Source organism: Haloarcula sp. S1AR25-4, from assembly GCF_031624555.1.
Lineage (GTDB): Archaea > Halobacteriota > Halobacteria > Halobacteriales > Haloarculaceae > Haloarcula > Haloarcula pellucida.
This window is the reverse complement of sequence record NZ_JAMQOR010000008.1, coordinates 26256-52551: the sequence shown is the minus strand read 5'-3', so window position 1 is coordinate 52551 and position 26296 is coordinate 26256. Positions and strand designations below refer to the sequence as shown.

Here is a 26296-nt window from a genome sequence, read left to right as displayed (position 1 = left end):
GAAGCCGACGTCGTCAAGGCGATTGAAGGCGCCGGCTACGAGGTCGTCGGGGGCTCGGACGCCGAGGGCGATGATGAGGACAACCAGGCGGCCGATGGCGTCGACATCGCACCACCATCGGAGGTCTGGACGAGTCCTCGCGCGAATAAGACGTGGCTCGGCGCGGCGTTCCTCACCGCCGGGCTCCTCTTCGAGTTCCTCCTCGCAGGACAGAATATCGCCATCGCAAGTGTCCTCGAGTACCCGCTCCACATCGCAGATGTCCTGTTCCTCGGCGCCGTCGCGGCCAGTGGCATCCCGGTCGTCCGTAGCGGGTACTACTCCGCGAAGAACCGGAGTCTGGACATCGACCTGCTAATGGGGACGGCCATCATCGCAGCGACCGGCATCGGCTATTTCGTCGAGGCCGCGACGCTGGCTGTCTTGTTCAGTATCGCCGAACTGCTCGAAGACTACGCGATGGACAGGGCGCGAGACTCCCTGCGTGAGTTGATGGAACTTTCGCCAGAGGAGGCGACCGTCCTTCGCGATGGTGAGGAAGTCACGGTGCCCGCCGACGAAGTGGAGGTGGGCGAGACCGTGGTTGTTCGCCCCGGTGACAAGATTCCGCTCGACGGGACGGTCATCGAAGGCGAGAGTGCAGTCGACCAGTCGCCGATCACGGGCGAGAGCGTCCCCGTCGACAAGGCTGCCGGCGACGAAGTGTACGCGGGCAGCATCAACGAGGAAGGATACCTCGAGTTCGAGGCCACTTCGGCCGCCTCGGATTCGACGCTCTCGCAGATCATCGAGATGGTGCAGGGCGCACAGGCGAAGAAGACCGAGTCCGAGCAGTTCGTCGACCAGTTCGCCGGCTACTACACACCCCTCGTCGTCGTGCTGGCAATCCTGACCGCCGCTATCCCGCCGCTGGTTATCGCTGACCCGGTGTCGGTGGACCTAGCCGGTTACGGGTTCACCTTCGCGGGCGACTGGCAGGCGTGGTTCATTCGGGGGCTTACTCTGCTGGTGATCGCCTGCCCGTGTGCGTTTGTCATCTCGACGCCAGTCTCCGTGGTGTCGGGGATCACCAGTGCCGCGAAGAACGGTGTCCTCATCAAAGGCGGAAACCACCTCGAAGCGATGGGCGATGTCGACGCCATCGCCCTCGACAAGACTGGTACCCTCACCAAGGGCGAACTCGCGGTCACGGACATCGTAGCGCTTGGCGGTACGAACGACGAGACGGTACTCCGGCACGCGGCTGCACTCGAGCAGCGAAGCGAACACCCAATCGCCGAGGCGATACTCGAACGCGCCGAGAAGGATGCCGGCGATGACGTGCCGAGTATCGAGAAATTCGAGAGCATCACCGGGAAGGGGATCAGCGCAGACATCGACGGTGAGACGTACTATGCAGGCAAGCCCGCCCTCTTCGAGGAGTTGGGTTTCGACCTGTCGCACGCCCACCTCCGTGCCGACGGCGGCGCAGTCGCCGAAGTGGCCCACGAGCAGTGCGAACGCGAGGACTGCACCGACCTCGAGGACGGCGCGATCTCGCGGTTCGAGAATGAGGGGAAGACGGTAGTCCTCGTCGGCACGGATACCGAATTGATCGGCATTATCGCCATTGCCGACGAGGTGCGGCCGGCCGCCGAACGGGCGGTCGCACGGCTGCACGAACTCGGCGTCGCGCATGTCGTGATGCTGACCGGCGACAACGAGGGGACGGCCCGTGCGATCGCCGAACAGGTCGGCGTCGACGAGTATCGCGCAGAACTATTGCCCGACGAGAAGGTCGATGCCGTGGAGGCGTTACAGGCGGAGTACGGCGACGTGGCGATGGTCGGCGACGGCATCAACGACGCGCCTGCGCTGGCGACCGCTGAGGTCGGCATCGCGATGGGCGCGGCCGGAACGGACACCGCAATCGAGACCGCCGACATCGCGCTGATGGGCGACGACATCGGCAAGCTGCCGTATCTCTACGGGCTGTCGCACACGGCGAACGGCGTGATCCGTCAGAACATCTGGTCGAGCCTCGGCGTGAAGGCCCTGCTTGCACTCGGCGTCCCGCTGGGACTGGTGAGCGTCGCGGTCGCGGTCATCGTCGGCGACATGGGGATGAGCCTCGGCGTCACCGGGAACGCGATGCGGTTGTCACGAATCGCGCCTGAACGCATGGACAGTAAGACTGGCCAAGAAACGGGTGCCTGAACCCATGAACACTAGCGAGGAAGGCAGTGCCACCTTATGCAGAACTGTACCACTCGTCGAACGCGAGAGCAACGAGCTCTCTGAACCCCTTCGGGCAGGTCCAACTGCTCGAATCCCGTCTCCCGAGAACGGGGACAAGAATAACCGTTACTCCGTTTGAAGTATTCCACAATAATGAACCCCTTCAATGCGATCCGCGAGTTCGAAGCCGATGGAACGACCTACAAGATGGCCGACCTCACCGTCCTCGAAGAGGAAGGCCTCTGTGAACTTGATAAACTCCCGGTTAGCATCCGTGTCATGCTCGAATCCGTCCTCCGAAACGCCGATGGGGAGGACATTACCGAGGACGACATCCGTGACCTCGCTGGCTGGCAACCGGACGTTTCCGACGCCGACATTCCGTTCCAGCCGTCCCGGGTCATCCTCCAGGACCTCACAGGCGTCCCTGCCGTCGTAGACCTCGCGGCGCTCCGGTCGGCCGTCGACCGCAAGGACCGCGACCCAACTCTCGTCGAACCCGAGGTGCCCATCGACCTCGTGATCGACCACAGCGTCCAAGTGGACTACTTCGGTAGCGAGGACGCCTACGAGAAGAACGTCGAACTGGAGTACGAGCGCAACAGCGAACGGTACCGGGCACTGAAGTGGGCGCAAAACGCCTTCGACGACTTCAGCGTCGTCCCACCTGGAACGGGAATTGTTCACCAGGTGAACCTAGAGTATCTCGGGCAGGTCGTCCACGAACGCGAGCAGAACGGCGAGAACTGGCTGCTTCCGGACACGCTCGTCGGCACGGACAGTCACACGCCGATGATCGGCGGCATCGGCGTCGTCGGCTGGGGCGTCGGTGGCATCGAGGCCGAAGCCGCGATGCTCGGCCAGCCCATCACGATGAACCTCCCCGAAGTCGTCGGCGTCAAACTTACGGGTGAACTCCCCGAGGGTGCGACAGCGACCGACCTCGTACTGCACGTCACCGAACTGCTCCGGGACGTCGGCGTCGTCGACCGATTCGTCGAGTTCTACGGCCCCGCCGTGGAGACGCTGACCGTCCCTGACCGGGCGACCATCGCCAATATGGCCCCCGAGCAGGGCTCGACCATCAGCATGTTCCCCGTCGACGAGGCCACCCTCGACTACCTCGAACTGACGGGCCGCGACGAGAAACACATCGAACTCGTCCGGAACTACCTGGACGCCCAGGGGTTGTTCGGCGAGCAGAATCCCGAATACACCGAGACAGTCGAACTGGACCTCTCGACAGTCACTCCAAGCCTCGCCGGCCCCAAGAAGCCCCAGTCCCGCGTCGAGATGGGTGACATGCGGGGCCACTTCCGGGAGTTACTCCACGGCGAGTTCGAAGAAGCCCTCGATGAAATCGATGAGGAGGCGCTGGCCCGGTGGCTCGGAGAGGGCGGCAACACCCAGGCCGAGTTGACCGGAGAACCAACCGACGCCGAACGAACTGACGGCGGCGTTCAACAAGCGGGCGACACTGAAAAACAGAATCTGGGACCCCTCACGAAGCGCGCTACAGTGAACCTCGACGGCAACGAAATCGAGATCGGGCACGGGAGCGTCGTCGTTAGCGCCATCACCAGCTGTACGAACACGTCAAATCCGTCCGTGATGCTGGCAGCCGGGCTCCTGGCGAAGAACGCCGTCGAGCGCGGCCTCGACGTCCCGGACTACGTCAAGACCAGCCTCGCACCCGGCAGCCGCGTCGTCACCCAGTACCTCGAAGCATCGGGACTCTTGCCGTACCTCGAAGACCTGGGTTACAACGTCGTGGGCTACGGCTGTACGACCTGCATCGGAAACGCAGGGCCACTCCCCGAACCGATTGAGACCGCGATCGACGAACACGACCTCTGGACGACGAGCGTACTCTCCGGGAATCGGAACTTCGAGGCACGCATCCATCCAAAAGTGCGGGCGAACTACCTCGCCAGCCCACCGCTGGTGGTGGCATACGGGCTGGCCGGTCGGATGGACATCGATCTGGAGCACGACCCGCTGGGGTACGACGAGGACGGCAACCCGGTCTATCTGTCGGACCTCTGGCCAGACAGCGACGAGATCCACGAAGCCGTCCACGACTTCGTCGACCCGTCGATGTTCGAGGAGAAGTACGCCTCCGTGTTCGAGGGCGACGAACGATGGGAGGCGTTGGATGCGCCGACTGGCGAGGTCTACGAGTGGGACGAGGACTCGACGTACATCCGGGAACCGCCGTTTTTCAAGGACTTCCCACTGGAGAAACCTAGCGTCTCCAACGTCGAGGATGCACGGTGTCTGTTGACACTGGGTGATACGGTGACGACCGACCACATCAGCCCCGCAGGACCGTTCGGCTCGGACCTCCCCGCCGGGCAGTGGCTGATGGACCACGGTGTCGAGCCTCACGAGTTCAACACGTACGGTGCCCGCCGGGGCAACCACGAGGTGATGATGCGGGGGACGTTCGCCAACGTCCGCATCGAGAACCAGATGCTCGACGACGTCGAAGGCGGCTACACGATTCACCAGCCGACGGACGAGCAGACGACCGTGTTCGAGGCCAGCCAGCGCTACCACGAGGAGGGGACGCCCCTCGTCGTGATGGCGGGCGAGGAGTTCGGAACCGGCTCGAGTCGTGACTGGGCGGCGAAGGGAACCGACCTCCTCGGCGTTCGCGCAACCATCGCCGAGAGCTACGAGCGCATCTACCGGGACAATCTCGTCGGGATGGGCGTGCTGCCGTTGCAGTTCCAGGACGGCGACTCGTGTGAAGCGCTCGGACTAGACGGGTCAGAAGTCTTCGCTATCTACGGGTTGGACGACGGGCTGGAGCCGATGGCCGAGTTGACGGTGACTGCGGAGCGGTCGGACGGGTCGTCGGTCGAGTTCCCGGTGACGGCCCAGGTCGGGACGCCCGCCGGTGTGCGATATGTTGAACACGGCGGTATCCTGCACTACGTGCTTCGGCAACTTCTGACCGACTCGTGACGCGTTCCGGGTGAAATCGCGTAGGATCGACTGCTTTCAGGTATCTGGTTTTGTATTTGGAACTACTTAGAATCGAAAACAGCAGTACTGTGTTGAGGAGAAGTCCGATTTGGTTGCGATCCTCATTTCATTCCAAACACATTCAGCCGTAAAAGTTCCCTTCTGTTCTAATCAATCACACACCCAATATAGCTCAAGCCACTCATACTACGTTCAGCCATTCACACAGCCTCAGATGCCAATCATCAGTTATGAGTTCTCATGAGAGCCGTGTTTGTTATTGCACCGGCGATGGGTGCCGGCGCAGCAGGAGCGAGCGAGCAATCACTCCCGATGCGTCGGCGTTTCGAGGTGTTCGAGATGCATATGGTGATTTACGCACTGGTAGAGGCATCGACGCACGACGACGCGCTGGTCACCGGAAAGACGGTGTTCGATCGCCTGGTCGGCGCGGACCCACATGCCGGCGCCGTCTTCGACTACTATGTGACCTTCGACGAGGAGGACACGTCCGTTGCGGGGAAGGCACGATGGGGGGAGTTGCCGACGGCAGCCCCCGTCGACTCCGATGACGGCGAAGACCTGCTCGAGCGTGGCTGGGAGGCGACGAAGGAGGAATTCGAGCGTAATCTCGACCGGGTGAAAGAGGCCATCGAGGAGCTCTCCAACGAGGAGATCATGCGCGACGAAGATCTCGCTCGGCACGCGTTCCACCAGGTCGGTGCCTACGACGGGCCAACGATATTCCTGTACAACGAATATGGGAACGGTATCCGTCACCGTGACCACCTGGATCGAGTGCTGGAGGAGAGCGAGGAGCTCTGGATCGTGCCCGCCGACGTCCACTTCTAACAGATGTCCCGGATCACAAATTGGAAGCGCGAGAGCCGCACACCCACACTCGCATACCGGAATACCGAGACCGGCGCTCGGGCTGTCCTACACCGAGCCCCGGACTCGTACCGCTACAAGTGGCGTGGCGCAATCCTCGTCGACGGCTACCCAGTGTGGTCGCGGGGGTACGAGACGAAAGACGCGAACGCGTTCAGGAACGTTCTCCGCGACCAACCTGCTCCCGAGATGAGTTGTCGGGAGTGTCTGGACGGTGACGTGGTCGTCGGTGATAAATCGGCTGACGGTGCGAAGGTCCAGCGCTGGTTCGAGTGTCGGAACTGTGGGTACGAAGCGCCCTCAAGGATCGTGTACGGCGCCGAGCGCTGAGGGGACATCCCCGCCTTTACCGTGCTAAATATCGGTTTCGTCGAGAACTTTTCTATCGGAATTGTTCCGCTGGTCTTCCAGCCAAGTGCCGATATCTGAAGGAGACTTACTATCAAGTGTTCTATTTAATGACTTTGCACGAGAATTGAATGCCTTCTGTTGGAGATTGAACTTGTCCTCGTTATTCTTTTTGAACGTTACCAGCACAAGCGCGATGTTGTGTTCGTCACCGGCAAAGTACCCAGAAAACGCTCTCGCACCGCTACCATTTCTAGGAGACCATTTGAACTGCCATAAATCACTCTGCAGCGGTTTTGCAAAAGCGGCCTCAGGGCGCCAAGCATCAAGAAAATCCGTGATTTGGTTTTCCAGCCGTGTCGCCATATGATTCCCCATCGCATCAAGATTCGTCAGAGCTGGCTCAAAGAACACGACGTATCGTCGGCCCATCTATACGAACAGCAAGCAAACAGGAGTAATAAAGGCGAGTGTTAGAATTCGGCCTCAAACTCGTCTTCGTCAGGCAGCATCTCAAGTGCCTCCTCAGGAGAAACAGCTTCAGGAGACTCATTATCGGCTTCGTCTCCGGCTTCTCCGGCCGTGGGAGCGGACATACAAAACCATACACAGTGTGGTCTGATAAACCTTTGCCAGCAGTACAGCACCAATCGACATCCCTCACGGCGAATGACGTTTATTTGTGGGCCGGGATGGGTGGCCCGTCTCAAGCGGGCCAGATCCACAGATGAGTCTGGAAGTCATCGACCGCCACAGCGAAGCACTGTTCGAGTTCCTCTGGTGTCCGGTCTGCGGGCACGAGATATTCAGTCACATTCCCTTCGAGGGAGTGTTCTGCAAGAACTGCAACACGCAGGTCATCCTCCGGGAATCCAGAGAAGACCGTGGCTACGAGGAGGCTGTGCTCGCGTGCTTCGACACCGACTCGACGTGGAACCTTCACGTCGACGAGAAGTTCCGTCGTGACCTACCCGATGGATCGGCACGGGTGAAAATCCTCGGCGCACCGGGGGCCTACAAAGTCGACTGGTGGAGTCCAGCACCTGGGGAGGATTGGGAGCCGGTCGAGCGTGGTGAATTCGACGACGTGGAGGAACCAGCCGATATCTCCCATCTCGCGTAGGGGCAAGCAGTCCCTGTGACTGTTTTTCACCCCCTGAGGGGTGCGGGGGTGCTCGAACGAGTAGCTCCCGAACAGACCGATGAGTAGACCTAGCGACACACACTCGATTGAACAGACACGCCCAGCGAGCGGCTGCGACATCGTCTACGTCGGGTATCGGCAGAGCGGGCAGGCTATCGTTGAGAAACGTCCCGGCCAAGAACGGCTCACACCAGAACGGAGTCTCGCGCTGGTGAATCACAGTCCCTCGGGATTCGAATGGGGATATGGTGGTAGTGGTCCGGCACAACTCGCGCTCGCACTCCTCCTCGACTACACGGGAGACGAGGCGTTCGCCCTCGATCACTACCAGGCATTCAAAACCGAGGTCGTGAGCCAACTGGACTGTGCTGGGTCTGCTGGACGCTGGCGACTCACCGGGCCCGAGATCGACGCAGTCCTTCACGAAACACCCGGCGAGCCGGCCGCACCGTCCATCTAAATACCAATCACCGAAAGAAATCCATGTCAGAACATACCCAACCATCTCGTACGGATGGCGAATCGGCTGAATCGAGCGAACAGACGACACGAACGGAGTACGTCGAACGCAGTGATGTCGGCGTCTCCCTCACCGTAAAGCTCAAGCGTGGAACCGGCACCAGGGACCAGGACGAGGTAATCGCGAAAGCGAAAGGCAAGACCCTCGAAGACGCTCGCGAGGACATGGAAATCCTTCGGGAGTACATCCACGATCTCGCGGAGGACGCTCGACAGATCCAACCCGAGGAAGCAGACGGGTAACGGCGAGGGCTGTTTTTTGTCGCCTCAGCAGTGACGGAGGCGATCATCAGTGAGCAATCCAGACGGTCAAACAACAGACGCAAGCGAGCTTTCGCCAGAACAACGGCTCGAGCCATCGAATACGCGACTCATCAACGCTGGTATCGTGACGATCAACGATATGGAGACGCTGCGAGCCTGCGTCGCCTACGAGAACGCGAATCAGCAACGGGTCCAGATCCTCCGCCGGCTTGAACAGCGGGCCAGCGAACTCCGCGCACAAGACGATTGACCCAAACGCCCGGAGGTGTCTGTCGGAGCCTCGGTGGGTGGAGGCTCAATCCAGATGAGCGATCGACCAGAGTTCGAGATTCAACGACAGACCGCATTCGGTGACGATGGCCAACTCGAAGTAACCGAAACAAGCGTCGAGACCTCGCTTGAGGACTTCGGCGCTGACGTGGATCATCGCGACCGGGATTCGCGTCTTGACCAGCCCGAGGCGAGTGAGTTCGGCGTCGACGATCGACCCGAAGTTGAGCAAACATCCGAGGGAGATCAGTCAACACTCTTCGCTGATACGGACGAGGATCAGCAGACCCTCGCTGGCGACGATGCAGCCGCTCGCTGTCTCTTCGAAGAATAGACTTGCCTCTATCGATTGGTTGTCTGATGAATTGTTATAATCTGAACTATAATAGTCTGAATTCTAACTTTGAAGCGACGTTGAGGGGCTAATAGCCGGTGGTGGTTTTTCGACCCCCAGCAGGGGCGCGGGGAATCCGAACGCCCGCATTCAACCGATGGAGACGAATTCGACTACCGACCCACGAGCAGTCGTACAGGATGCGAGTGAGCGATGGCAGGCGAATGCAGACTGCGTTGAGTACGTCGGAATGCGTGTCGAGGGAACGCCAGTGGTCCTGAACCTCACCGCACACGAACGCCTCTCCCCAAATCGAAGTCTCCGTCTCGTGCGGCATAGCCCGGCGGGATTCGACTGGGGCTATACGGGAAGCGGACCGGCACAGCTCGCCTGTGCGCTCCTCCTCGATTACACCGACAACGAAACCGTCGCCCAGCAACACTACATCCAGTTCCGCAACGACGTAGTCAGTCAGCTGGTGTGTGCTGGCCCGGCCGACTGCTGGCACCTCACCGGGGAGAATATCGAGGCGGCACTCGCCGAATTCGAAGAGTCCCGAGCACTCACGCCAGATGGTGGGACGCCGTCATCGTCACTGCCGGCGAATTGGAGTGCGGTGAGCCGGACAGATCGGACAGTCTTCCAACGTCGGGATATCGACCACTACGTCGTCCTCGCCGAAGGGAGCGAAGAGTGGTTGATCATACTTTGTGCGCAGGGGGTCCGGGCGTATCCCGCCCCGCTTGACCATCGAACACTTCCGGTCGAGAACGACCCTGCCTCAGCTGTTCAGGCACTCGTCGCTGAGAGTAACGACCTCGTCGAGCCAGAGGAGGCCAACTGATGGAGAAATTCCGACTTTCGCGAGCAACGTACCAGCTCATCGAACGCGCTGTCACGGCGCTGGAGTGCATCAGCCGAGAACTCGAGCGATACAACGACCGGCACGAGCGAACGGCTGGGAAAGACACAGACGAGACGAATCCCGGCGAATCATGACCGCCAAAGCGACGCTTGACGATTTCGAGGGCGAGAATTCAGCCGGTGGGTCTCGGTCGCTCACGCTGGAAGAGCGACTCCTCACCCCAATTTCTCCGTCCATCGGTCTGCGGGTGATTGCCGGGCGCGGCGATCCGCTCTATCTCCAAAATCGGGGAACAGAACGGTATCTCTTCCGCGACGATCATAACCGATGGTTCATCCTTCAACCCACAGCGAAGGACTCAGAGGACACGTTCGTCCGGTGGGTGTATCTCCCAGCAGACCGGCCCGAACGGCTAGCGCAGTCGGCGCTTCGTCGACGGACAGTGATCGGCTATAATTATATTCAGCGGTCGGCCGCACCAGATCCAGTCAGGTCGACGGTGACGGCGATGTTCGTCACGGAACCGTGGACCGAGACGGCCTACGAGTGTGGGTCGTGTGAGGCGCTGTTCGACACGGCACAAGAGCACGCCCTCCACTGCTGGGACGACCATCCGTGGGTGCCAAATCCTGAACAGGTGCGCCGTCGACGCCACGCCGACGAGTGAATTGAAGAGCCGAAGCCAGGTGTCGGGACCGCCGGATGATTAACCAACAGTGCTGGATTATTGGGTAGAATGTTGGTTAAGAGTGGTTGTTTTTGCGCCCGTGAGAGGGGCGCAGGGCGCGTGATGAGAGCGCCGTCGCGGGTGACGAATCCGATTTCGAGGTGACTGCAATGAAAGACCCAGAATCCAGAACCGTGTTCGCTGGCGTCGACGGACGAACCGATACAGAACTCCCCGACTGGTACCGCCGGAAGAAAACGATCGACGAACCGAAGTCCTTCGCCGAGACGGTTCGTGACCTCCCGCAGGCCGTCGAGACGACAGTCGCATACCGGAATCCCTACTCCGACGAGTGGGTCGAAACGGAGCGCTTCAACGCCTTAATCGAGCCGACGAGAGCGCGCGACCACGCGACAGACGATGAGCCCGACGCAGACCCACTATTTCACATCCCTACGGACAGTTACGCGATCATCAATCCGGTGGACGTGTACGGACCACTAGAGGAGGTCCTTCGCGAGGAGACCCTCGACGGAACGCCGCTGGGTGACGTGATGTTCGGCGAGATCCGGCGCTACCGGGGCGGCGGCGAGGTCCACATGGACATCATGTTCGACGGCCTCGAGGTGCGCCTTCCTGGTCGGTCGGATCCGATTACGATGGGCGTCACGTCGGGGTACGACTTCTTCGGAGAGCACGCCGTCTACGTGGAGGGGTTTGCCCAAGATGGGTACTGCTCGAATACAATGCGCTCGCTCACCGACAAGGAGGTCATCAAGCACGTCGGCGACGTGCGGAACTTCCGCACTTGGTGGGAGGAGCTCCTCGCACAGGTCGAACTCGTCGCCGACGACCTCTTCGAGTTCATCCGGGACGCCCAGGACATCGACCTCGACTTCTCGGACCTGCCGTTCACCGTCACGGAGTTCTACAGCCTGCTCGGCTTCCCGGACTACCTGGCCGAGCGTGCCGCGAGTGATGCGGAGGCCAATGCGACCTCCCCCGTCGAGATCGATATGTGGACGCTGCATTCCGGGGCGACGTACGCTCTCACCCACTTCTTCCAGGGGAAAGAAGGGGCATCCCTCGATCAGTACGTTCGGATCGCCAACGACATCCTGTTCAACCCGGAAGGCACCATCGAGCGCGTCGAGCAGGCCTACGAGCAGCAGCTAGAGGCAGACGGTGACGACGGATCGCAAGCCTCGCTGGAAGGTGAACGAGCACTGGCGAGCATCGAACGCGTTAGCGACGACCTGCAGGAGAAAGTCGAGCAGTTCGAAGAACGCGAAGATGCGCTGCGTGAGCGGTTCCGAGAGGTGATGGGCTGATTGTCAGAGTGGCGTTCACTGAGAGGATCTAAGAGGGATTATATGAGCGGCTCCGGTTCCTCGTTATATTCAACTACTAATTCGACGTCCTCAGGCCCGAGTTCATCACGTTCCGCTTCCAGCGTATCAAGAGCGTCCTTAACCGGGAAGAAATCCGGCTTCTCGAGTGCATCTTCTGTCGCCCAGCTGTATCGAACCGTTTGGTCGGAATCGATGAGGAACACGGCACGCTGCGGGACGCGCTCGTGGTTCTCCCATCCGTCATAACAGACATCATATGACTCGGCAACGCTCCCGGAGCTATCACTAAGTAACGGGAAATTGAGGCCGTATTCCTCGGCGAATGCTCGGTGAGCGTAGACGCTGTCACCAGAAATTGCCCAAACATCGAGCGCCGGCGTCAGCTGAAACCACTCCGCATCGCGAATCGCACACAATTCGTTTGTACAAACAGGACTGAAATCAAACGGATAAAATACCAGCAACACAGCCCGATCATCCGCAGTTGTCTCATCCAAATTGTACTCAGTTTGTTCTCCGTCACGGAGACCTGGAAGAGTAAACGACGGTGCAGACGCTCCCTCGTTTATCATGTGTCACAGTAGCACACGGAGAAAGGATAGTCTTTGGGCCAACACTCTGGCCTGAATTATTGACCCCCAGATATGGGATCAAGTTCACTAGAACCTGTACGTCAGGAGTTCGCCGTCGCCCACTCAAGAAGGGGTTCTAATCTCGAACGAATCTCATCCCCCTCGTCAGTTAGCGCGTATTCGACACGCGGTGGGATTTCATTATACTGCGTCCGTGAGACGAGTCCTGCCTCCTCGAATTCGTCGAGGCGTTTCGAGATTGTCGACGTGCTCGCTGTGGGGAGGTGCCCCTCGATCTCCGCGAACCGCAGCGATTCGTGTGCGCCGATGATGCTGACGAGTTGCATCGCGTATTTCCGACTTAACGTGTCGATGACCCCTGTGAGCGGACAGTAGCACGTCCCGTCGACATCGCACGTGGGCGCCGATGAAGTAGTATCTGCCATAGCTTCGTTGCCTCCAACTTACTCTATAGCTTCGGACTCTGGAGTATAAGAACTTCCTGTCGTAAAGTATTGGCACTGATGACCCACACCTCCGACTATGATCTCGTGATTCTCGGCGGTGGCGCCGCAGCCTTCGCCGCGATCACTGAAGCGAGCCGCCGAGATCTTTCAACGGCGATGGTGAACACCGGCCTGCCAATCGGCGGGACGTGCGTGAACGTCGGCTGTGTCCCGAGTAAGCATCTGCTCGCCGTCGCCGAGAGCGGCGCTGCAGCATCGGAGAACCCCTTCGACGCCGTTCGATACCCCGAGGAGCCGACCGTCGACTGGGCCGACGCCCTCGACGGCACCGACGACCTCGTCGAACGGTTCCGGCAGGAGAACTACGTCGACGTCGCCGAGCACTTCGAGACCGACCTCTACGAGGGCTACGGCCAGCTGGTCGACGACACGACCATCGAGGTCGTCGACGGCGCCGACAAGGGCGCGCGTATCACTGGGGAGAAGGCGCTCGTCGCGACCGGCAGTTCACCGTGGGTGCCGCCCATCGACGGCCTCGACGACGTCGACTACTACACGAGTGAGACAATCCTCGAGGAGCGCGACCTTCCCGAGAGTATTCTGATAGTCGGCGGCGGGTACATCGCGCTGGAATGGGGCCAGATCCTCCACCGTGTCGGCGTCGACGTGACGGTTCTCCAGCGCTCCGGTCACGTGCTCTCGGACATGGAAGGCCAACTTGGTCGCGAGATGCAGCGTGCATTCGAGGAGGAGGGCATCGAAGTGATCACCGGCAACGACTTCCAGCGCGTCCGCACGCTAGCAGCCGATGGCGGCGCCGAAGCGATCCAGTCAGGCATCGCCGTGGAAACGACCGTCGACGGAGCCGAGCGAACGGTCACCGGCGATGCGCTGTTCGTTGCGACCGGTGTCCAGTCGAATAGCGAGGGCATCGGCCTCGAAACGGTGGGGGTCGAAACGAACGACGACGGGACAGTCCACGTCGACGAGCACTTCCAGACGACGAATCCCGACGTCTACGCAGCGGGCGACGTGATCGGCGACCCCGAACTGGAGACGGTCGCCGCCAAAGAGGGCAATCACGCCGTCAAGAACGCCTTCGGGGACGAGGGCGTCAGCATCGACTACGATGCCGTCCCCGCAGTCGTCTTCACCAGCCCCGAAGTCGCAGCCGTCGGCACGACCGAACGCGAGTATATGGACGAGCACGGCACCTGTTCGTGCCGGACCGTCCAGATGGAGGACGTCCCGCGGGCGAAGGCGGTCAAGAACACTGACGGCCTCGTCCAGGTCGTCAAGCACCACGAGACCGGCGATATCGTCGGCGTCCACATGGTCGGCCCCCGTGCCGCCGACATGATTATGGAAGCCACGCTAGCGGTGACGTTCGGCCTCACGGTCGACGACATCATCGACATCGTCCACCCGTTCCCGACGTTCTCCGAGGCGTTCAAACAGGCCTGTCAGGCGTTCCGACGGGACACGTCGACGATGAGTTGCTGTATCGAGTGAATCTCACTCCGGGTTGGCCGGCGCAGTACTGCGGAGGAGCATCGTCTTCACGCGACCGACCCCATCGAAATCACGGAGCCGATACACGAGTTCCCGCACCCGTGCCGCATCGCCGTGACAGAAGACGGTCTCCAAACACCACTCCCCCTGGTGAGTGTGGCTCATCGTCTCGATGACGTCCTGAAACTGGTGCTGGGCAGAATGGAGATCGTGAATCACCTCGTGATGCTGGTAATCGAACGCCAGTACAGCGACGACCTCACCGGAAACCTCTTCGAGCTGTGAATGTCCCTCGATGTATTCCTGCATCGCTTCACGAATTGCCCGCGAGCGGGAGTCCAACCCCTCAGCCTGCCATGTCTCATCGAACTCCTCAAGAATATCCTCAGACACGTTCAAGCTCGTGCGCATACTCCCCAATTGATCCCCTACTGTCTTGACCCCTCGATTATTACGGAATTCCCGTTTCAGTCTTAACAACCGCTATACAGCGCAGGGATAGAGGAATAAATGATGCTCCACGGTGAGGCGTTACCAGTATTGGTCGGCGCGATTGCGCTCGGATTTGTGCACGGCATCGAGCCCGGACACGGATGGCCAGTCGCCGCGAGTTATGCGCTCGACCAATCCAACAAGTGGCTCTACGGACTCGCCGCCAGCTCGCTAATCGGCATCGGCCACCTCATTAGCAGTCTGGCGATGGTCGGCGTGTTCTTCTATGCGAAATCCTACTTTCAGCTGACCCAAGTGAACGAGCCGATCTCGATTCTTGGCGGCATTACCATCGGCGGTCCAGTGAGTATCGTTGCAGGCGTTTTACTCATCGGACTCGGGGTTCGAGAGTACACACACGGTCATTCCCACCAGCACGAGGACGAACATGGGCACAGCCATGGACACGACCACGATAAGCATACGGAGGAGCAGTCGAGCCACCACAGTCACGGCACGTCACCCACGCACGAACACTCCTCAGATGGGCTTCTTACACGCGTAAAAACTCGGCTTCCAGGAATCGGCGGGCACTCCCACGAGCACGGAGCCGATCCAGGTACTGACGCCGACCGCGGACTACTCGGAATCGCCTGGTTCGCATTCGTCCTCGGGTTCGCTCACGAGGAGGAATTCGAGATTATCGGCCTCTGTGCCGGTTCGACGTACTGTCTGGAACTCATGACCGCATATGCGCTGACGGTCATCGTCGGTATCGTCGGGTTAACGATGCTCCTCATCGCCGGCTATCAGGAGTATGAAGAAACGGTGGAGAAGTATACACCGTACCTGCCACTGTTCTCAGCGACCGTCCTCGTCGTCATGGGACTCGGCTTCATCGCCGGCGTCTTCTGAATCACGTCGAACGCTCTCCACCGTCCCATTCTCAGTGAGGTCAATAAGCGCGCGATTTAGCAATTCCCGAAGGACGAACTCCTCGTAATGCTGGGTCGCACAGTACTCGCACGGCTTCATCTCTCGTGCCACCGCTTCGATGTCGTCGCCGTGCTCCCCATAGAGCCTCTCCACGAGCCCTGCTAATTCGGCTGTCGCGGTGTCCTGCGCCCCAGCGAGCGTCTGCTCAGCGTCCTCTGGAAGCTCATACGAGAATATCCGCGTGTTCGACTTGTAGTACTTCCGCGTCCCCCCACCAGCTTCCTCGAGACGGGCGATCTCAACCATCCCTGCGTCCTTCAGGACGTTCACGTGGTGGCGCACCGTCGTCTCCGCCTTTTCCTCGCCACGACGATGCAGTTCGTCGTGGATCTCCTCAATCATCAGCTCCTCGGCTGCGAGCATGTCGAGGATCTTCGCCCGAACGTCGTTCTCCAGTGCCTTCGCTTTCTCCGGGTCCGTCGTCACGACTTCGCGGATCGGCACGTTAGATTCGAGGAGCGCCATTATTGTGACGAGGTAAGTGGACGACTACGGTAAGAGTAACGCCACGCTCCCGACAGCAGTATTAGTATCTCGAAACCGCTATAACGTTTGTCATAATGGTTATCCGCGTCGCAGGATAACCAACAGGCACGATGGGAACGACACACGAACAATTCAACGTCGGGGGGATGTCCTGCTCGTTTTGCGCCGAAAGCATCGAGAAGGCCTACAGCCGAACCGATGGTGTCGAGGACGTCGACGTGAGTCTCGCCCACGAGGAAGTTCTCGTTGAATACGACGACGACCTGCTGAGCGAGGTGGCGGTGAAGGACACACTCCGGGACCTCGGCTACACCATCCGAGACCCGGACAAGGCGAAACGATACGAGCAGCAGCAGGCCGAACTCGCCGACGGGAAGCGCCGTCTCCTCATCGCCGGCGGCGCATCTATCGTTGTCGCTGCCCTGATGGGATGGATGATTTTCGTAATGGGACGCTTCGAGTCAGCGTCACCGGCGATGGATCTGGTGGCCTTGGGGCTGGCCCTCGGGACGATGTTCGGTCCCGGGCGCTACATCAAACAGAAGGCGTTCCAGAGCCTTCGCCGGGGGATCTTCAACCAGCACGTCCTCCTAGAGGCGGGCGCCTTCGCAGGGCTCCTCGGTGGGTTACTCGGCCTGTTTGTCTTCCCGAGCTTCCCGACCGTCCACTTCTTCGCCGTCTCCGTGTTCATCACCACCTACCACATCCTCTCCGAATATACGAGCCTCATCGTCCGCACACGAGCCTCACAGGCCGTGCAGAACCTGCTCGACCTCCAGCCCGACACAGCACGCCGCGTCAGTGATGACGGTGACGTCGGGGAAGTTCCCCTTGACGATCTCGACGTCGGCGACTACGTCCGGGTCAAACCTGGCGAGAACATCCCCGTCGATGGGACGGTCGTCGAGGGAGAGTCCACCGTCGACGAGTCAGTCGCCACCGGCGAGTCCATCCCCGAGGAGAAAACGGGCGGCGACACGGTGATCGGTGGTAGCGTAAACGAGACCGGGACGCTGCTCATCGAGGTAACTGCAACCGGGGAGGACGCGTTCCTGACTCAGGTGGCACGCGAGATCGAGGAGGCGCGGGCGATGAAACCCGGCATTATCCAGCTCGCCGACCGCGTCCTCAAGTACTTCGTCCCAGGCGTCTTGACGATTGCCGCGCTCTCGTTCCTCTTCTGGGTGGTCGCACCGCTCGCGTGGGGGGCAGCTCCCAATGTCCAGCGCGGGGCGTTCGCAGCGCTGGCCGTTCTCGTCCTCGGTTATCCGTGTGCGCTTGGGATGGCGACACCGCTCGCCCTAATTCGGGGTGGCGGGAAGGCGGCGAACCGCGGCATCCTGATGCGGTCGGGCGACGCCTTCCAGATATTTCCCGATGTCGACCACGTTGTGTTGGACAAGACCGGCACCATCACCGTCGGCGAACCTGCCGTCAGTGAGGTCGTCGCGTTCGGTGCCGACGAGGTGGATGTACTCACGACTGCAGCCAGTGCAGAGGCGTTCTCCGAGCATCCTCTCGCTGATGCAATCCTCGAATTCGTCGACGAGCAAGATGTCGAGGTCGCTGACCCCGATGCTTTCGACTCCGTGACCGGCAAGGGCGTCCGGGCAACCGTAGCCAGCGACGACGTGCTGGTCGGGAAACCGGGCTGGCTCAGCGACGAGGGAATCGACCTGTCGAAGGGCGGCGACGATATTGAGCGACTCCAGGGCCGCGGCCTCACCGTCTCTGGGGTCGTCCATGGCGGTGACCTCATCGGCTTGATCGGCATCGGCGACGAAATCAAAGCCGACGCCGCCGAGACCATCCAGCGGATGCGCGACGCCGGTATCACACCCGTGATGCTCACCGGCGACAACGAACGCACCGCACAGGCTGTCGCCGAGGAGGTCGGCATCGATCGCGTTATGGCCGACGTCCTCCCCGACGAGAAACGCGAAGAGATCGGTCGCCTGCAGGAAGCCGGCCACCGTGTGGCGATGGTCGGCGACGGCATCAACGACGCGCCCGCACTTACGCAGGCGGACATCGGCATCGCAATCGGCGCAGGGACCGACATCGCCATCGAGTCGGCGGATATCGTCCTGATGGGCGACCGGCTCGGCGGCGTGATGGACGCCTACGAGATTGGGAGCGAGAGCTATCGGAAGACTCGCCAGAATCTCGCAACGGCCTTCGCGTTCAACGGTATCGGTGTCGCCGCTGCGACCACCGGGCTCGTTCATCCGGTGTTCGCGATGCTCGCGATGGTGCTGTCGGTCTCGGCCGTCCTCGCCAACAGCTTCGCTGGCCAGCTTCTCTCGGGCAAGGGTATCAACACCGAGTTCGCCCTCGACGAACGCACGGACGGTGACGTGAGCGACGGCCGGACGGCGGCCGATTAGGCCACGACGTCGTAGCCAGCCTGTTCGATTGCCGCGTTCACCTCATCATCGGAGACCTCATCCTCGAGGACCACGTCGACCGTGTCGTCGTCGTGGTCGGCCTCGACCCGATTCACACCGTCGAGGTTTCGCAGGGCGGTCTCCACGTTCTGTTCGCACCCGTTGCACGACATCCCGGTGACTGAGATCGTCTTTCGCTCCATACGGGACTGTAAATACTCGCGGAGGATGACCATTACGGTAACTGTTGTATCGGTTCAACCCTATTAGAGGTGGAGCGTCATCGTCCGGAGAGTTGTTTGTGTCGGCCCCAAAGGGGTGGGGGCTCTTTGAGATGGAGACCACTGACGACGAAGAGAGTAACGAATTCCCTCCAGAAAAGCGTCTGGAAGCACCGAACCATCGACTGATCAAGGCAGGGATCGCGACGATTCCCGATATGGAGACCTTGCAAGAGTGTGTTGCCTACGAAAACGCCCACCAGAACCGGACGCAGATCCTGCGACGGCCCAAGTGGAAGGCTGATGAGCTACGTGAGGATGAAGGGTAAACTCTGCCGTTAACCAACACCCTCCACGTGATTTCCCTCTATTGTTGGTTAATATGCTGTGTCTCGGGTTTTCGGGCCCCGAATGGGTGCGGGGCAGCCAGCAGCAGCCTCGCGATCCAATCATGTCCTCCGATCTGAGATCCAGCGCCACCACGGCGAGTGAAATCGCTGCCGCCAGACAAACTGACTTCGTGGCGTTTCTCCACCGAGCTCCCTTCGCCGGCGATGCTCTCGCCCTCGGATTTCTCCCTGGATTTCGAGAAGATTGTGGATATCAAACGGACCAGTATCAGAACCTCAGCCTCCCCGTCGGGATGCTCGACAACGATTTTCGGAATCCCGATCTGGAGCGGTTCGTCGACCGCTTTTTCGAGTACGAACCACAGGTCGGCGTCATCGGGGACGTCGACGATATCGACGATGTCGACGCCCATGTCGCTGCTGCTCGTGAGATCCAAGCAAGCTACCCCGAGGCCGAGCTCATCATCGTCCCGAAGTCTAGAGCGGTGATCGACGCGATTCCGAAGGGTCTCGTCCTCGGGTATTCACGGGGATACGCCGACCGCCTGGCCCACGATTTCTCCGACCCGGCAGACTGGCGCGGTCGGCGCGTCCACATCCTTGGCGGAAGCCCACCCAAGCAGCTCGACACCATTCGACAGCTGACCAGACCGACGCTCTCTGACGATCCGCCAGCCGACATCGTCGGCGTTGACTGGAACGGACTGCATCGCGGCGCACAGTTCGGTGAGTTTTGGACGGCCGATGGCTGGGACGACAGCGGTCGCGACGCCGACCACGTCACCGTCCGAAAGACGGTGCGTTATAGTCTCGCTCGAATCCGTGACTTCTGGCAGTCACATGGAATCTGGCCCGAGACGACACCTGAGGACGCTGGGTTACACTTCGAGTATGGGGGGCCAAGCCCCGCCGATCTCGAACAGGCAGCTTGCACCGAATGCGGATCGAACGTCTGGCGAACACGTCGCGGCCCCTTCGTCGCTGAATACGATACCGGTGCAGTCTGTGGGTACTGCAGTTACGAGTGCTACTTCACCCATCGCCATCGGAACAACCTCGAGGAGATCGCTGGCGAACAGAGTGTCTACATCCCTCCAGCGTGACGCAGGGTGCTGTTTTTCGAGCCCGGGGAGAGGGCGGAGGCTCGGTCGTGAGCCTTCGTCCAGAGGTGACTTTCCGTGAGCCAGCAACAAACTGCAGACGACGTTTCAGTCGATGAGATTCCAATCGATATCTCGAACACCCAGTCCGGGAAGATAGAACCAGCCGACGTGCCCGGAGAAATCGAGTCGATAACCCGTGGTCTAGCAAGCGAACAACCACCGACGAACCCACTGGTCGTCCTCAAAGCGGCTCGCTGGTGGTACATCCATGGCAAGGGCGGCACGGATCCCGCCTTCCGGTGGGCCATCGAGTGGGCGCGCCACCTTGCGACCGACACGCCTAGCGACGTCGAGCGGTTCGACGAGTTTCTCAAGTACCTCGTCACGGTCGGCTTCGCTGACGAGACCCACGAACTCCGATAACCGAGAGGGTGGTTTTTCTTCGCCCCCTGAGGGGTGCGGCGCGTTCTGAACTGCTGCAGTCCCGGTAAACTCGATTCGGTGAACACAATGGCTACGACCAGTAATTCGTCGGTTTCCTTCGAGGAGACCGACACGCGAGACGACGAGATGAACAGCACCATTGAACAGTGGATCGACGACCTTGTCGCAGACGTCGACGAGGCAAAAGCCAGCCAACAGTTCCAAGAGTGGCTCGATGTCCAGTCCCGATTCCACGACTACTCCCATCGCAACACCCTCTTGATCAAGCTCCAGTGTCCCGAGGCAACCCGCGTGGCGGGCTACAATACGTGGAGGTCGGAGTTCGACCGGCACGTCCAAGAGGGCGAACAGGCGATCTGGATCTGGGCACCCATTATTACGAAGCAGTGCCCGGAGTGCGAGAATTCGCCGAGCTACCACGAGCAAAGCGACTGTGACTACGACGAGACATCGCCCGAGGAGTGGTCCAAAGGACTGGTTGGATTCAAACCAACGGCAGTCTTCGATGTGTCTCAAACCGAGGGCGAACCGCTCCCCGAGTTGGAAACCGAGGCCACTGGTAACGCCGACGACCTGGTGCCAGCGCTCCTTGATGCGGCAGCTACGCTCGATATCGACGTCCGTGTCGTCGACGCTGCTGAGTGGGAGCATGGCGACGCAAAAGGCGTCTGCAAACACCGGAACCTCCACGAATGCCAACCCGTCGTCGAAGCGAAAGCCCGCTCGAATCAGGCCGATCTCGCCGTGACGCTGATTCACGAGTACGCCCACGCACTGCTCCATTTCGATGTCGACGACGAACCCGAGCGTGCAAAACGCGAGATCGAAGCCGAAGCCGTTGCGTACATCGTCGGGCGGTATTTCGACCTAGATACGAGCGGATCAGCGTTCTATCTCGCCGCGTGGCAGGACGACGATGCGGAGAGCATTCAGGAGCGTCTCGGCCGGATCAGTTCGACCGCGCAAGAGATAATCGGGACGGTCGCCGAGGGCTGAACACGCCTTCCCCGGCTGTTAACCAACGCCTTGGGGTACTATCCCACTCTGTTGGTTAATTCGTTCGGCGTCCGACCCTGCGTGTTTCGATCGGTCCCAAGACATACCCCACCGACAGTCGATGTTATCGTTCAGAATCGATTCGGCGCTGCTGGTCACGAAGGAACTCAACGACGGCATCGATATCCTGGTCGGGAACCGTTTGCTGTTCGAAGACTCCTTTGAATGCGTCCGCGAAATCCTCCGATGTGAGTCGGTCGAGGACAGTCTCGATGCGACCAGCGAGCTTCTCGGACTCCCCGCGATGCAGATGAGTCGCGATCCGGTCGAAATCCGCGCCAGCAGCAAGCACTACCAGATCCCGGGAATCCGCCTTGCGGCCACTGTGAAGTTTCACGGCAAACAGCAACTCCCGTTCCGGAATCCTGGCTGTTACCGGGCGCCCGGTTCGCAGTTCCTCGGTGATAGAGTGCTGGGCCAGATAGCGATACGACCACTCAGCTTCCGTCTGGCGGCAACCAAGCGCGTCGACCATCGCGTCGAACTGAACCGGATTCCCGATGTCTTTCGTAAACCGGATAGTACGGCCCTCGTAGAGCTCGTTTCGCTCGACATCGGCCGTTTTCTTGTAGCCGCGGTCGGTGAGAAGGTCGGTGTAGTCGTTAACCGCTTGTGCCGGAATGACGACGTCGACGTCCGTGGTGAAGCGCTGATTGAACGCCGCGATCGCCCACCCACCGACGAGCACGTACGGCAGGTCAGCGTCAATGACGGCCTCCAGCGTATCCAGCAATTCGTCTTCGCGTTCACCGAGGCTCATGCATTGAGACGCGGATCCTCGTGGGACGCGTCGATATCGCGGTCGTACTCGTCGGCGATCATCTCCAACGCCGGCTCGTAGTTCACCCGGTACTCCAACATGTGCTCAATCGTCTCATCCAACGGAATAACCGGATTGCCGTCGACCCACTCGCGAGTGATCTCCCCACTCGTCGGGAACAACACGTACGAGACGGTCGCGTCGTAGTCGGTCGCATCCGGCCGCTCTTCGATCCGGCTCGGAATCCCGAACTCATCGAAGAACGCCGTCCACCGTTCGATATCACGGTCGGCAACCTGGATGAAGATCGGATAGTCGTCGTGGCCGCGGGCGATCTGATAACCGCCGTGGGTCCAGACGTAGACGCCGTCGATTTTCGTGTACGCAAAGGGCATCCCCGCGAAGTGCGGAATGACGTAGCCCTCGTCGATCGAGGGGGAAGCAGCGCGGGAAATGGCCGCGACGAGGTCGTAGTAGCGATCCCTGACAGCGTACTTCTCGATATAGACGCCATCCTCACGTCGGATGAAACCGGCGTCCTCTAACCGCTCGATCCAGTCGTACACCCACGAGTAGGAGCCGTCGATCTTCTGGGCGATCCGCCGGATCGAGTCGCCCGGCCGGGCCGCGACCATGATCTTCGCCGCGGTCTCGTCGACGTACTCCATCATCACTAGTTATCGGTATCGTATCTAACAGTATTAGTCTTGTCCCCCGTATTCCCTATAGAGTTATCTCTATACAGATATACAATTCTTGGCTCCGGTAGTCCGAATCGGCTCAGTATTTGAGCAGAAATCAATTAACCAACAGAGGATACGACTGATCGCTATTTGTTGGTTAAGTCTATCAGCGCCCGCCGAGGGGCGGAGGCGCAGTCCCGTCTCCACGAACCATGACTGAACCCTATTTGTCCGCTGTCCTCAATGAGGCGGAACGAGTTGCAAAACAGCATGACCAGGTCGCTCGATCGACGGACGCTCCAGCACACGAGTACCTGCGGTACGGCGTCCTTCGGCTGCTCGAAGGCGAGACCGACGAGACGGTTGCGGACATGCCCGATACCGACGGCGTGACTGTCGGCTATGGGAGCGATGAGGCGATGTTCGATAGCTGGAGCTCCAGCGAAGACTGGTGGGAGACCGTCCCGCCACAGAAGGCGTGTACCCGCTTCTGGGTGTTCTTCCCCGACGACCACCAGACAGTTCCACGCGACATCGTCGACGTGATGGCTGCGCTTGGTGCCTGGCAAGTTTGGACCGGGAGCGCAGCCGCGTGCGGCTCCTATGACCATCGCGAGCGCCGCGAGGTCCAATACCTCTGGCCGGAAGGCCATCCGGTGGAGGAAGTGCTCCTCGAGCGGCTCAGTGGCCCTGCGGAAGCCGTCGCTCCGGACGGGGGTCGAACGGGCGACGTTCGCGACCGGCTGGTCGTCGACGAGAACACACAGTCGCAGAACGATCTCGAGCCTCGCACGAAGCGTGCCGTCACCGAAGCGATGGACGCCTCGCTCCTCTCGAAAGGTGGCCGCTACGAGGTACAGTCCGCGTCCGGGAACCGGTACGAAGTCGACGTCATCGACAAGTCGTGTACCTGCCCTGACTGGCAACAGCGCTCACCCGAAGGAGGCTGCAAGCATCTGCGTCGGGTGGATCACGAGATTAAGCAGGGGCGCGTTCCCCGCCCAGATGGTCGACTCCCCTTTGATTTATAGTGGGATCAATTTGAGGATCCATCATTTAACCGCGGCAGGGTCAGTATAGGTCTTCGACTGGCAGCTACTCAGAAACTCTACTAGTCTTGTGTGTCTATATTCGTTCTCAATTCGTGCAGTGCGTGTGGCGCATATGACGTGCGACTCCCCGGATGGTGTTTTTCCCAGATAACGTACCCATTGGTCACGATCGGATCTTCAGGATCAACATCTCCAATTTCCCGTACCTCCGCGTTTCCATCCTCCCCCCACCGTACTGTGAAGTACCAACCCCCATCGCCACCTCGATAGTAGGCCTGTACAAGACCATTTCCAAGCCCGGTAATTGCGGTGGCAATCACACCGTCTGACGGCAATATTGAAAAAAGGTGGTCCTGTGATTCTGCCGAGAGTTCCGTTAGATCGATCACATTGAATTTTCGCGGATCAAAGTTTTCGACAGGAATCTCAATGCGTGTGCGGCAGGGTTCTTTTGCAGAGCTGGCGATTCCCCAGAAATCGTTGAGCACGGATAAACCTGTGAGAAGGTCCTCATTTGTAGGACGAGTTTGCTCCATATCCACTGTCTCCTGAAGTTTCGCTATGGATACGACCAGACAGGTAGCACCATTTTTCAGGGTCACCTCTGCATCATCTACGAAATCCCTATGAAGGCGATACCCCATATGAAGAATCTTCAGTAACGCAACGCCCCCTTCAGAACATTTCTCCGGATTCAACAGGAGGTACAGCCAGTCCAAAGTAGTGATATTCTTCGGCTCCGGTTTCTGATTTGGATACCGTACCCGGAACTCGGTAGCTGATGTCCGTCGCATCGGTGTCCAGCGTACCCAGACGAAAGAACGCTCCATTGAACCTACCCAATACTCGATCAAGGCTCTCAGCGGCCGCGTCACCATCTTATAGACTAAGCGAGTAGGAAACGCCACATCCACAAAAAGGGGACGGGCCACACCCCCGCCCACAGATTTCCCCAAAGTCTTGTTATCTGACTTACTCACTGCTTCATCCGCTAAGTATCGGTCGTTAACCTCGATGGCGCGGACCACTCCTGTGAAATGTTTGCGAATCTCATCTTCATTCGCAGTATTAAGAACGAAAACCAACTCATCGTTATTCAGCTGAAAGTCTGCGACCATCTGCCGGATCTCATTAGACGTAGCGATATGTTTAATCAGTGCCCACTCCTCCAACCGCACATCGCCCTCTACCTTCGCAGTAACACTGGTTTCTCCAGTAAATCCACCAACCACTGGAAGGGGCTTTGTGAATAACCGATACAGCAGACGTTCTGATTCACGCACCTCTATCCCAGTAATCGTCAAATTAAACCGGTTCTCTTTTTCAGATTCCGTCCACCCAGAATCTATCTTAACCAGCTCCCCTCGCAATAGTTCCTGACGGTCCTGTTCCGAATCAGGAGACGAAAACCAGTGAGTGAGTATCGTAACAATGACTGCTACAGCACTTATCGCTGCCACCGCGTACTCAGACACCACAAACCGGCATTCATCCTGTTCTCACATAAATACTGGATACGCCAACAATGACGGAACCTACACTCTGGAGAATGTCAACAGTTCAAAGCTCGATTATTGTGCGCGTCAGATTTTTTAGGGAACCTCAAGAAATCGATGTTAGATGTTGGAGTCGATTACTGAAAGTCTGCTCTCCGCGTTCCGAAACGGGGTAGCAATCCTGTTGATTGGAACTATATTCACAGTGACCATCACTCGACTCTATGACACGGATGAAAACGGAGTTCGAATCCGGGATCTGTACAGGAATAAGCGTCTGGTACTTGCTCTGGCTATCTCTCTACCTCTCGCGTCCGCAGTACTATTCGGATTCACGCAGCCTGTGTTAGTTCGCTCGTTTCAAGATCCACGTTTGTTGGTGACGGGGGTTGGAATTTTGCTACCACTTCTACTCATCCGGACGAATGACGAAGCTAA

At 59.5% G+C, this 26296-nt stretch carries 31 protein-coding genes; 21 read left to right on the top strand and 10 right to left on the bottom strand.

Translation table 11 applies throughout. The features are described 5' to 3' along the window. The 4 genes from NDI85_RS20740 to NDI85_RS20725 form a co-directional block, all read left to right on the top strand. On the top strand, positions 1 to 2196 hold a 2196-nt coding region (locus tag NDI85_RS20740; protein ID WP_310916866.1), incomplete at its 5' end, for a cation-translocating P-type ATPase. 174 nt (positions 2197 to 2370) lie between these two features. After that, positions 2371 to 5187 carry an aconitate hydratase gene (locus NDI85_RS20735; RefSeq protein ID WP_092635704.1) on the top strand — a complete coding sequence of 939 codons (2817 nt, stop codon included), beginning with the start codon at positions 2371 to 2373 and terminating at the stop codon, positions 5185 to 5187. A 360-nt stretch (positions 5188 to 5547) separates the two neighbouring features. After that, entirely contained in the window at positions 5548 to 6039 is a 492-nt protein-coding gene (locus NDI85_RS20730; protein ID WP_092635773.1) for a hypothetical protein, read from the top strand. 3 nt (positions 6040 to 6042) lie between these two features. Continuing rightward, a complete protein-coding gene (locus tag NDI85_RS20725; RefSeq protein WP_092635706.1) occupies positions 6043 to 6408 on the top strand; it encodes a hypothetical protein in 366 nt (121 codons plus the stop codon). A 24-nt stretch (positions 6409 to 6432) separates the two neighbouring features. Here the strand turns inward: NDI85_RS20725 and NDI85_RS20720 are convergent, their stop codons facing one another. Together NDI85_RS20720 and NDI85_RS20715 are read right to left on the bottom strand one after the other, a co-directional pair. Next, positions 6433 to 6858: a hypothetical protein gene (locus NDI85_RS20720; RefSeq protein WP_144800164.1), complete on the bottom strand. Its 426-nt coding sequence runs from the start codon at positions 6856 to 6858 to the stop codon at positions 6433 to 6435. 41 nt (positions 6859 to 6899) lie between these two features. Then, positions 6900 to 7022 carry a hypothetical protein gene (locus NDI85_RS20715; RefSeq protein WP_255409719.1) on the bottom strand — a complete coding sequence of 41 codons (123 nt, stop codon included), beginning with the start codon at positions 7020 to 7022 and terminating at the stop codon, positions 6900 to 6902. Positions 7023 to 7153: 131 nt separating this feature from the next. On the opposite strand from NDI85_RS20715, the gene NDI85_RS20710 reads away from it, so the two are divergent. The 9 genes from NDI85_RS20710 (at position 7154) to NDI85_RS20670 (ending at position 11820) form a co-directional block, all read left to right on the top strand. Then, the gene (locus tag NDI85_RS20710) at positions 7154 to 7549 is read left to right on the top strand and encodes a hypothetical protein (RefSeq protein ID WP_092635708.1); all 396 of its coding nucleotides are present in this window, start codon (positions 7154 to 7156) and stop codon (positions 7547 to 7549) included. A 79-nt stretch (positions 7550 to 7628) separates the two neighbouring features. Beyond that, positions 7629 to 8030: a DUF6166 domain-containing protein gene (locus NDI85_RS20705; protein ID WP_092635710.1), complete on the top strand. Its 402-nt coding sequence runs from the start codon at positions 7629 to 7631 to the stop codon at positions 8028 to 8030. Positions 8031 to 8053: 23 nt separating this feature from the next. Next, positions 8054 to 8332, top strand: a complete 279-nt coding sequence (locus NDI85_RS20700; RefSeq protein ID WP_310916865.1) for a hypothetical protein — start codon at positions 8054 to 8056, stop codon at positions 8330 to 8332. Between the two features lie 49 nt (positions 8333 to 8381). Next, positions 8382 to 8603: a hypothetical protein gene (locus NDI85_RS20695; RefSeq protein ID WP_094557575.1), complete on the top strand. Its 222-nt coding sequence runs from the start codon at positions 8382 to 8384 to the stop codon at positions 8601 to 8603. Between the two features lie 54 nt (positions 8604 to 8657). Then, entirely contained in the window at positions 8658 to 8957 is a 300-nt protein-coding gene (locus NDI85_RS20690; protein WP_310916864.1) for a hypothetical protein, read from the top strand. A gap of 157 nt (positions 8958 to 9114) precedes the next feature. Next, positions 9115 to 9801 carry a DUF6166 domain-containing protein gene (locus tag NDI85_RS20685; RefSeq protein ID WP_396275603.1) on the top strand — a complete coding sequence of 229 codons (687 nt, stop codon included), beginning with the start codon at positions 9115 to 9117 and terminating at the stop codon, positions 9799 to 9801. Next, positions 9801 to 9956 (top strand): hypothetical protein, encoded by a 156-nt coding sequence (locus NDI85_RS20680; protein ID WP_310916862.1) that lies wholly within the window; start codon positions 9801 to 9803, stop codon positions 9954 to 9956. The genes NDI85_RS20685 and NDI85_RS20680 overlap by 1 nt, the downstream gene beginning before the upstream one ends. Next, positions 9953 to 10489 (top strand): hypothetical protein, encoded by a 537-nt coding sequence (locus NDI85_RS20675; protein WP_310916861.1) that lies wholly within the window; start codon positions 9953 to 9955, stop codon positions 10487 to 10489. The genes NDI85_RS20680 and NDI85_RS20675 overlap by 4 nt, the downstream gene beginning before the upstream one ends. Before the next feature lie 170 nt (positions 10490 to 10659). Beyond that, positions 10660 to 11820 (top strand): hypothetical protein, encoded by a 1161-nt coding sequence (locus NDI85_RS20670; protein WP_310916860.1) that lies wholly within the window; start codon positions 10660 to 10662, stop codon positions 11818 to 11820. 38 nt (positions 11821 to 11858) lie between these two features. Here the strand turns inward: NDI85_RS20670 and NDI85_RS20665 are convergent, their stop codons facing one another. Together NDI85_RS20665 and NDI85_RS20660 are read right to left on the bottom strand one after the other, a co-directional pair. Continuing rightward, positions 11859 to 12413, bottom strand: a complete 555-nt coding sequence (locus NDI85_RS20665) for a peroxiredoxin (RefSeq protein ID WP_310916859.1) — start codon at positions 12411 to 12413, stop codon at positions 11859 to 11861. Positions 12414 to 12514: 101 nt separating this feature from the next. Then, entirely contained in the window at positions 12515 to 12859 is a 345-nt protein-coding gene (locus NDI85_RS20660) for a helix-turn-helix domain-containing protein (protein WP_310916858.1), read from the bottom strand. 78 nt (positions 12860 to 12937) lie between these two features. Here NDI85_RS20660 and merA point away from each other — a divergent pair, with 78 nt between their 5' ends. Next, positions 12938 to 14392 (top strand): mercury(II) reductase, encoded by a 1455-nt coding sequence (merA, locus tag NDI85_RS20655; protein ID WP_310916857.1) that lies wholly within the window; start codon positions 12938 to 12940, stop codon positions 14390 to 14392. A 3-nt stretch (positions 14393 to 14395) separates the two neighbouring features. Here merA and NDI85_RS20650 read toward each other — a convergent pair whose 3' ends face one another. Continuing rightward, positions 14396 to 14803 carry a CopG family ribbon-helix-helix protein gene (locus tag NDI85_RS20650; RefSeq protein ID WP_262181190.1) on the bottom strand — a complete coding sequence of 136 codons (408 nt, stop codon included), beginning with the start codon at positions 14801 to 14803 and terminating at the stop codon, positions 14396 to 14398. Between the two features lie 102 nt (positions 14804 to 14905). Between NDI85_RS20650 and NDI85_RS20645 the strand changes: the two genes are divergently transcribed. Further along, the gene (locus NDI85_RS20645; RefSeq protein WP_262181187.1) at positions 14906 to 15739 is read left to right on the top strand and encodes a hypothetical protein; all 834 of its coding nucleotides are present in this window, start codon (positions 14906 to 14908) and stop codon (positions 15737 to 15739) included. Here the strand turns inward: NDI85_RS20645 and NDI85_RS20640 are convergent. Next, a complete protein-coding gene (locus tag NDI85_RS20640; RefSeq protein ID WP_262181186.1) occupies positions 15686 to 16285 on the bottom strand; it encodes a winged helix-turn-helix domain-containing protein in 600 nt (199 codons plus the stop codon). The two genes, NDI85_RS20645 and NDI85_RS20640, sit on opposite strands and share 54 nt — an antisense overlap. A 131-nt stretch (positions 16286 to 16416) precedes the next feature. Here NDI85_RS20640 and NDI85_RS20635 point away from each other — a divergent pair, with 131 nt between their 5' ends. Further along, complete coding sequence (locus NDI85_RS20635) at positions 16417 to 18693, top strand: cation-translocating P-type ATPase (protein ID WP_310916856.1); 2277 nt, start codon at positions 16417 to 16419, stop codon at positions 18691 to 18693. Here the strand turns inward: NDI85_RS20635 and NDI85_RS20630 are convergent. Next, a complete protein-coding gene (locus tag NDI85_RS20630; RefSeq protein WP_310916855.1) occupies positions 18690 to 18929 on the bottom strand; it encodes a heavy-metal-associated domain-containing protein in 240 nt (79 codons plus the stop codon). The genes NDI85_RS20635 and NDI85_RS20630 overlap by 4 nt on opposite strands. A gap of 98 nt (positions 18930 to 19027) precedes the next feature. Here NDI85_RS20630 and NDI85_RS20625 point away from each other — a divergent pair, with 98 nt between their 5' ends. From NDI85_RS20625 to NDI85_RS20610, 4 genes are all read left to right on the top strand, one after another. Next, on the top strand, positions 19028 to 19243 hold the full coding sequence (locus NDI85_RS20625; RefSeq protein ID WP_310916854.1) for a hypothetical protein: 216 nt from the start codon (positions 19028 to 19030) through the stop codon (positions 19241 to 19243). A gap of 122 nt (positions 19244 to 19365) precedes the next feature. Continuing rightward, positions 19366 to 20367: a DUF6610 family protein gene (locus NDI85_RS20620; RefSeq protein WP_310916869.1), complete on the top strand. Its 1002-nt coding sequence runs from the start codon at positions 19366 to 19368 to the stop codon at positions 20365 to 20367. A gap of 75 nt (positions 20368 to 20442) precedes the next feature. Further along, positions 20443 to 20790 carry a hypothetical protein gene (locus NDI85_RS20615; RefSeq protein ID WP_310916853.1) on the top strand — a complete coding sequence of 116 codons (348 nt, stop codon included), beginning with the start codon at positions 20443 to 20445 and terminating at the stop codon, positions 20788 to 20790. 87 nt (positions 20791 to 20877) lie between these two features. Beyond that, positions 20878 to 21807 (top strand): ArdC-like ssDNA-binding domain-containing protein, encoded by a 930-nt coding sequence (locus NDI85_RS20610; RefSeq protein ID WP_262181173.1) that lies wholly within the window; start codon positions 20878 to 20880, stop codon positions 21805 to 21807. Positions 21808 to 21931: 124 nt separating this feature from the next. On the opposite strand, the gene NDI85_RS20605 is transcribed toward NDI85_RS20610, so the two are convergent. Further along, positions 21932 to 22627, bottom strand: a complete 696-nt coding sequence (locus NDI85_RS20605) for a nucleotidyltransferase domain-containing protein (RefSeq protein ID WP_310916852.1) — start codon at positions 22625 to 22627, stop codon at positions 21932 to 21934. Beyond that, positions 22624 to 23295, bottom strand: coding sequence for a helix-turn-helix domain-containing protein (locus tag NDI85_RS20600; protein ID WP_310916851.1), 672 nt, complete (start codon positions 23293 to 23295; stop codon positions 22624 to 22626). The genes NDI85_RS20605 and NDI85_RS20600 overlap by 4 nt, the downstream gene beginning before the upstream one ends. Positions 23296 to 23522: 227 nt before the next feature. Between NDI85_RS20600 and NDI85_RS20595 the strand changes: the two genes are divergently transcribed. Beyond that, the gene (locus NDI85_RS20595; RefSeq protein WP_310916850.1) at positions 23523 to 24341 is read left to right on the top strand and encodes a hypothetical protein; all 819 of its coding nucleotides are present in this window, start codon (positions 23523 to 23525) and stop codon (positions 24339 to 24341) included. 80 nt (positions 24342 to 24421) lie between these two features. Here the strand turns inward: NDI85_RS20595 and NDI85_RS20590 are convergent, their stop codons facing one another. Then, the gene (locus NDI85_RS20590; RefSeq protein ID WP_310916849.1) at positions 24422 to 25837 is read right to left on the bottom strand and encodes a hypothetical protein; all 1416 of its coding nucleotides are present in this window, start codon (positions 25835 to 25837) and stop codon (positions 24422 to 24424) included. Positions 25838 to 26296 lie beyond the last annotated feature (459 nt).

Excerpts from the sequence above, each read along its gene's own strand:
- NDI85_RS20700 (WP_310916865.1), top strand. The coding sequence starts at position 8,054 with ATGTCAGAACATACCCAACCATCTCGTACGGATGGCGAATCGGCTGAA.
- NDI85_RS20630 (WP_310916855.1), bottom strand. The coding sequence starts at position 18,929 with ATGGTCATCCTCCGCGAGTATTTACAGTCCCGTATGGAGCGAAAGACG.
- NDI85_RS20680 (WP_310916862.1), top strand. The coding sequence starts at position 9,801 with ATGGAGAAATTCCGACTTTCGCGAGCAACGTACCAGCTCATCGAACGC.
- NDI85_RS20665 (WP_310916859.1), bottom strand. The coding sequence starts at position 12,413 with ATGATAAACGAGGGAGCGTCTGCACCGTCGTTTACTCTTCCAGGTCTC.
- NDI85_RS20645 (WP_262181187.1), top strand. The coding sequence starts at position 14,906 with ATGCTCCACGGTGAGGCGTTACCAGTATTGGTCGGCGCGATTGCGCTC.
- NDI85_RS20730 (WP_092635773.1), top strand. The coding sequence starts at position 5,548 with ATGCATATGGTGATTTACGCACTGGTAGAGGCATCGACGCACGACGAC.
- NDI85_RS20635 (WP_310916856.1), top strand. The coding sequence starts at position 16,417 with ATGGGAACGACACACGAACAATTCAACGTCGGGGGGATGTCCTGCTCG.
- NDI85_RS20660 (WP_310916858.1), bottom strand. The coding sequence starts at position 12,859 with ATGGCAGATACTACTTCATCGGCGCCCACGTGCGATGTCGACGGGACG.
- NDI85_RS20620 (WP_310916869.1), top strand. The coding sequence starts at position 19,366 with ATGTCCTCCGATCTGAGATCCAGCGCCACCACGGCGAGTGAAATCGCT.
- NDI85_RS20610 (WP_262181173.1), top strand. The coding sequence starts at position 20,878 with ATGGCTACGACCAGTAATTCGTCGGTTTCCTTCGAGGAGACCGACACG.
- NDI85_RS20605 (WP_310916852.1), bottom strand. The coding sequence starts at position 22,627 with ATGAGCCTCGGTGAACGCGAAGACGAATTGCTGGATACGCTGGAGGCC.
- NDI85_RS20735 (WP_092635704.1), top strand. The coding sequence starts at position 2,371 with ATGAACCCCTTCAATGCGATCCGCGAGTTCGAAGCCGATGGAACGACC.
- NDI85_RS20720 (WP_144800164.1), bottom strand. The coding sequence starts at position 6,858 with ATGGGCCGACGATACGTCGTGTTCTTTGAGCCAGCTCTGACGAATCTT.
- NDI85_RS20710 (WP_092635708.1), top strand. The coding sequence starts at position 7,154 with ATGAGTCTGGAAGTCATCGACCGCCACAGCGAAGCACTGTTCGAGTTC.
- NDI85_RS20625 (WP_310916854.1), top strand. The coding sequence starts at position 19,028 with ATGGAGACCACTGACGACGAAGAGAGTAACGAATTCCCTCCAGAAAAG.
- NDI85_RS20725 (WP_092635706.1), top strand. The coding sequence starts at position 6,043 with ATGTCCCGGATCACAAATTGGAAGCGCGAGAGCCGCACACCCACACTC.
- NDI85_RS20685 (WP_396275603.1), top strand. The coding sequence starts at position 9,115 with ATGGAGACGAATTCGACTACCGACCCACGAGCAGTCGTACAGGATGCG.
- NDI85_RS20705 (WP_092635710.1), top strand. The coding sequence starts at position 7,629 with ATGAGTAGACCTAGCGACACACACTCGATTGAACAGACACGCCCAGCG.
- NDI85_RS20600 (WP_310916851.1), bottom strand. The coding sequence starts at position 23,295 with ATGGAGTACGTCGACGAGACCGCGGCGAAGATCATGGTCGCGGCCCGG.
- NDI85_RS20715 (WP_255409719.1), bottom strand. The coding sequence starts at position 7,022 with ATGTCCGCTCCCACGGCCGGAGAAGCCGGAGACGAAGCCGATAATGAG.
- NDI85_RS20690 (WP_310916864.1), top strand. The coding sequence starts at position 8,658 with ATGAGCGATCGACCAGAGTTCGAGATTCAACGACAGACCGCATTCGGT.
- merA (WP_310916857.1), top strand. The coding sequence starts at position 12,938 with ATGACCCACACCTCCGACTATGATCTCGTGATTCTCGGCGGTGGCGCC.
- NDI85_RS20670 (WP_310916860.1), top strand. The coding sequence starts at position 10,660 with ATGAAAGACCCAGAATCCAGAACCGTGTTCGCTGGCGTCGACGGACGA.
- NDI85_RS20595 (WP_310916850.1), top strand. The coding sequence starts at position 23,523 with ATGACTGAACCCTATTTGTCCGCTGTCCTCAATGAGGCGGAACGAGTT.
- NDI85_RS20675 (WP_310916861.1), top strand. The coding sequence starts at position 9,953 with ATGACCGCCAAAGCGACGCTTGACGATTTCGAGGGCGAGAATTCAGCC.
- NDI85_RS20640 (WP_262181186.1), bottom strand. The coding sequence starts at position 16,285 with ATGGCGCTCCTCGAATCTAACGTGCCGATCCGCGAAGTCGTGACGACG.
- NDI85_RS20650 (WP_262181190.1), bottom strand. The coding sequence starts at position 14,803 with ATGCGCACGAGCTTGAACGTGTCTGAGGATATTCTTGAGGAGTTCGAT.